Source organism: Mesorhizobium intechi, from assembly GCF_002879535.1.
Classification (GTDB): domain Bacteria; phylum Pseudomonadota; class Alphaproteobacteria; order Rhizobiales; family Rhizobiaceae; genus Mesorhizobium; species Mesorhizobium intechi.
Genome location: NZ_PNOT02000074.1, coordinates 1 through 5,085 on the forward strand (window position 1 = coordinate 1; position 5,085 = coordinate 5,085).

At 65.0% G+C, this 5,085-nt stretch carries 5 protein-coding genes; all 5 read right to left on the bottom strand.

All coding sequences use genetic code 11. The annotated features are described in order from the left end of the window. The coding region (locus C1D09_RS07005; protein ID WP_143973591.1) for a MipA/OmpV family protein at positions 1-621 on the bottom strand (621 nt) is incomplete at its 3' end. A gap of 220 nt (positions 622-841) precedes the next feature. Beyond that, entirely contained in the window at positions 842-1,741 is a 900-nt protein-coding gene (sucD, locus tag C1D09_RS07010; protein ID WP_143973592.1) for a succinate--CoA ligase subunit alpha, read from the bottom strand. A 14-nt stretch (positions 1,742-1,755) separates the two neighbouring features. Continuing rightward, positions 1,756-2,940, bottom strand: a complete 1,185-nt coding sequence (locus C1D09_RS07015; protein WP_143973593.1) for a malate--CoA ligase subunit beta — start codon at positions 2,938-2,940, stop codon at positions 1,756-1,758. A 21-nt stretch (positions 2,941-2,961) separates the two neighbouring features. Continuing rightward, complete coding sequence (locus C1D09_RS07020) at positions 2,962-3,918, bottom strand: HpcH/HpaI aldolase/citrate lyase family protein (RefSeq protein WP_143973594.1); 957 nt, start codon at positions 3,916-3,918, stop codon at positions 2,962-2,964. 11 nt (positions 3,919-3,929) lie between these two features. After that, positions 3,930-5,085: aminotransferase class V-fold PLP-dependent enzyme (locus C1D09_RS07025; RefSeq protein ID WP_246135666.1), on the bottom strand; the 1,156-nt coding region annotated here is incomplete at its 5' end.

A 5,085-nucleotide genomic window follows, 5' to 3' on the forward strand; every position in this document is an offset into this window, starting at 1 on the left:
GGCCTGCATGTATTTCTCGTCGGCGAAGATGACCGATGCGCCGGCGCCGACAATCAACGATTGGGAGAGCGGCTGCGTGACCTCGATGCCAAGCGTGCCCTCCAGGCCGTCGCTGCCGCCGATGGTCTTGTCCAGTTGCGCGAAGATTTTCGCCGGACCGAATTTCACCCCCGCCCTGGCGCCGACGACCGCGCCCATGTCGACATCCCCCAGGCCGCGCAGATGATCGGCATCGTCCTCCTTGCGACCCATGTCGTAACCAAGCCGCGCGCCGAGTTCGAACGGCCCGTGTTCATAGAGAGCGACGTTGGCGCCCGTCGGATCTACCCTCACCGTGTCGAGGAATGTCGCCGATATGAAAGGCACCGGCATGACCTTGAACTCGTTGCTGCCCTCATATTTGGGGACGATGATGGCACCGCCGCCCAGCACGACATGCCAGTCGGCCAGTTTCTGTTCGAAGCGCCCGAAACGCGAAGGATCGGGCGGCGGGGTCAAATCCTCGGTATCGACGGCAATCGCGTCCGCCGCCAGCACGATCTGCGAATGCGTTGAAAACAGGATTGCCATCGCCGCGAGAGAGACCCGGCCGGCAGAGAGTCCAGAGACCATTTTGAACATGCATGCTCCAGAGCAGCGAGGCTGTAAGAGCCCCCGATGCTTCGGACTATTTCAGGTGAAAATGGCTGGATGCGTGAAGTGATGTTAAGTTTTGTTGCGCAATCTTGGCCTGATCTTGGCCCTGTAGGCCGCGCGACTGTTCGGAAAAGACATTGGGCGGCGCATTCCGGTCGCGCCGCCCCGTGCCCGGCAATGGCCCGCGGGTCGAGTGTTGGTGGCGTTATGCGGCCTTCTTCATTCGTGCCAGCGTATCGGCCACGACCTCGCCAAACGACGACGGCGTCGGCAGGATGACGACCCCGGCCTCTTTCAGGATCTCGACCTTCTCCTGCGCCGACTCGCCGAAGGCCGAGATGATGGCGCCTGCGTGGCCCATGCGGCGGCCTTTCGGGGCCGAGAGGCCGGCGATGTAGGCGATCAGGGGCTTGCGCATGTTGTCACGCGCCCAGATCGCGGCTTCCGCCTCTTGCGGGCCGCCAATCTCGCCGATCATCACCACGGCGTCGGTCTCGTCGTCCTGCTCGAACAGTTTCAGCATGTCCTTGAAGGAGGAGCCGTTGATCGGGTCGCCACCGATGCCGACGCTGGTCGACACGCCGATGCCGAGCGCCTTCATCTGCGAGGCCGCTTCGTAGCCGAGCGTGCCCGAGCGGCCGACAATGCCGACGCGGCCGGGCAGATAGATATTGCCGGGCATGATACCCATCAGCGCCTGTCCGGGCGTAATCATGCCGGCGCAGTTCGGGCCGATCAGCCGCATGCGATCCTCGAAGCGGTAGCGGCGCATGTAGCGCTTGACCTGCATCATATCCTGCGAGGGTATGCCGTCGGTGATGCAGACGCAGAGTTTGATGCCGGCATCAGCGGCTTCCATGATGGAATCGGCGGCGAAGGGCGGCGGCACGAAGACGATGCTCGCCTCCGCGCGGGTCTCGCGCACGGCGCCCTTGACCGTATTGAAGACGGGCAGGCCGAGATGCGTCTGGCCGCCCTTGCCGGGGGTGACGCCGCCGACCAGCTTGGTTCCGTAGCGTTTCATGTCCTCGGCATGGAAGCTGCCGATCTTGCCGGTGAAACCCTGGACGATGACGCGGGTGCTGCGGTTGAGCAGGATTGCCATTTTCTCGACCTCCCTCAGGCTGCTTTTTTCTTGGTGGCCGCGCGCCAGGCGGCGACGGCTTTTTCGGCGGCTTCGGCCAGCGTGTCGGCGACGATCACCGCCTCGCCGGAATCTGCCAGGATGCGGCGCCCTTCCGCGGCCTTTGTGCCGGAGAGCCGCACCACCAGCGGCACCGTGACGCCGACCTCGCGGATCGCCTTGACGACGCCTTCGGCGACCCAGTCGCAGCGGTTGATGCCGGCGAAGATGTTGACCAGGATGGTCTCGACATTCTTGTCGCCAAGCACGGCGCGGAAGGATTTCGCCACCCGCTCGGGCGAGGCGCCGCCACCAATGTCGAGGAAGTTGGCCGGCTCGCCGCCGGCGATCTTGATCATGTCCATCGTCGCCATCGCGAGACCGGCGCCGTTGATGATGCAGCCTATATTGCCCTCCAGGCCGACATAGGAGAGGCCACGGTCGCTGGCGAAAGTCTCGCGCGGGTCCTCCTGGCTCTTGTCGCGCAGTTCGGAGATTTCCGGCCGCCGGAACAGGGCGTTCTCGTCGAACGACATCTTGGCATCGAGCGCCACCAGATTGCCGTCGCGGGTCACCACCAGCGGATTGATCTCCAGCATCGAGGCGTCGTAGTCGCGGAACACCTGGTAGCAGCTGAAGATGGTCTCGGTGGCCTTGCCGATCAGGTCGTGGTCGAGCCCGAGCCCGAAGGCGATCTCGCGGGCCTGGAAACGCTGCATGCCGACGCCGGGATCGACCGTGGTGCGCAGGATGGAATCGGGGGCCTTCTCGACGATGTCCTCGATCTCCATGCCGCCGGCGGCCGACGCCACGATCATGACGCGCTCCTCCTTGCGATCGAGCACGAAGCCGACATAGAGCTCCTGCGCGATATCGACGGCCTCCTCGAGGTAGAGCCTGGAGATCAGCTTGCCGCGCGGCCCGGTCTGCTGCGTCACCAGCTTGCGCCCGAGCATGGCTTCGGCGGCGCTGGAGATTTCCTCGTCATTGGCGCACAGTTTTATGCCGCCGGCCTTGCCGCGGGCGCCGGAATGAACCTGCGCCTTCAGGACCCATTTGCCGCCGCCGATCTCGCGTGCCCGGTAGGTCGCCTGTTCGGGGCTGTAGGCAAGCCCGCCGCGCGGCACATGCACGCCGTGGCGGGCGAGCAGTTCCTTGGCCTGATATTCGTGGATGTCCATTTTTTTGTCCTCCCGTAACCTTCAATGCGTGACGGTTTGGCCGGCGCGTTCGATGGCTTCGTTGACCACCAGAACGTTCCTCGCCATGCGCTCCGACGCGGCGTCGATCATCTTGCCGTCGAGGGCGGCGGCGCCTTTGCCCAGCGCCTCGGCTTCCTTGAGCACCTCAAGGATGCGCCTGGCCCGCGCGACCTCCTTTTCCGGCGGCGAGAAGACGTCGTTGGCGAGCGCGATCTGCGAGGGGTGGATCGCCCATTTGCCTTCGATGCCGAGTGCCGCGGCGCGCCTGGCGCCGGCGATATAACCATCGGGATCGGAGAAATCGCCGAACGGCCCGTCAATGGCGCGCAGGCCGTAGGCGCGGCAGGCAACTGTCATGCGCGACAGCGCGAAATGCCACTGGTCGCCGGGATAGTCGGGGTTGAGGCCGCCAATGTTGACAGTGCGCGCCTTGCAACTTGCCGCATAGTCCGCGACGCCGAAATGCATCGCCTCGAGCCGGCCCGGCGTGGCGGCAATCGCCTCGACATTGGCCATGCCGAGCGCCGTTTCGATCAGCGCTTCAAGGCCGACGCGGGTCTTGTAACCCTTGGCCATCTCGATCTGGCTGACCATGGCTTCGACCATATAGAGGTCGGCCGGAACGCCGACCTTCGGCACCAGAATAGTGTCCAGCCGGTCGCCGGCCTGTTCCATGACGTCGACCACGTCGCGGTACATGTAATGGGTGTCCAGCCCGTTGATGCGCACCGATACGGTCTTGCCCTTGGCGCGCCAGTCGATGTCGTTGAGCGCCTGGATGATGTTCTTGCGGGCGCGTTCCTTGTCCGGCGGGGCGACCGCGTCCTCGATGTCGAGGAAGACGAAGTCGGCGGCGCTGTTGGCCGCCTTGTCGATCATCTCCGGGCTGGAACCGGGAACCGCCAGCTCGCTGCGCTGCAGCCGCAATTTCTTCAAATGGTTGATGGTGTGGCTCATCGTCGGCTCCCTCAAGCGGCTTCGGCGACCGGCACAGCGGCCGAGGCGCGGAAATGCTGGATGGCGGCGCCGACGCCGGAGCCCGGCGCCAGCCTGACGCCGCAATCGAGCAGCGCCATTTCGGCCGCCGACAGCGAGGCGAGCACCATCACCTCGTTCAGCCAACCGAGATGGCCGATGCGGAAGACCTTGCCCATCACCTTGTTGAGGCCGCCGCCGAGCGACGTCTGGTAGGTACGGTAGGCGCGCTTGACGATGTCGGCGCTGTCGATGCCTTCCGGCACCAGAATGGCGCTGACCGTATCGGAGTGCCATTTAGGCGTCTTGGCGCAGAGTTTCAGGCCCCAGGCATCGACCGCCTTGCGCACGCCTTCGGCGAGGCGATGGTGGCGGGCGAAGATGTTGTCCAGCCCTTCCTCGGCGATCAGGTCGAGCGAGGCGCGCAGGCCGCGTAGCAACTGCGTCGCCGGCGTGTAGGGGAAATAGCCGGCATCGTTGGCGCGGATCATGTCCTCGAAGGAGAAGAAGCAGCGCCGGTTGATGGCGGTCCGTGAAGCGACAAGCGCCTTCTTGCTGACGGAGAGGAAACCGAGACCGGCGGGCAGCATGAACCCTTTCTGCGAGCCGCTGACGGCGCAGTCGACGCCCCATTCCTCCTGGCGGAAATCGATCGAGCCGATCGACGACACGCCGTCGACGAAGAGCAGGGCAGGGTGGTTGGCATCGTCGAGCGCGGCACGGCAGCCGGCGACATCGCTGGTCACGCCGGTCGCCGTCTCGTTCTGCGTGCAGAAGACGGCCTTGATGCGGTGCGCCTTGTCCGCCTTCAGCCGTTCGGCATAGAGCTCGAGCGGCACGCCGGTGCCCCATTCGCAGTCGATGACATCGACCTCAAGGCCGAGGCGCTCGGCCATGTCGACCCACAGGTGGGAAAACTGGCCGAAGCGCGACATCAGCACTCGGTCGCCGGGGCTGAGCACATTGGTCATCGCCGCTTCCCAGGCGCCGGTGCCCGAGGACGGGTAGATGAAGACGCGGCCGGTCTCGTTCTTGAAGACGCGCCTGATGTCCTCGAACAGCGGCAAAGTGAGATCGGGGAAGGACGCGGCGCGCATGTCCTCCATTGGCAGGTTCATCGCCTGCCGGACCTGTTCGGGGATGTTGGTC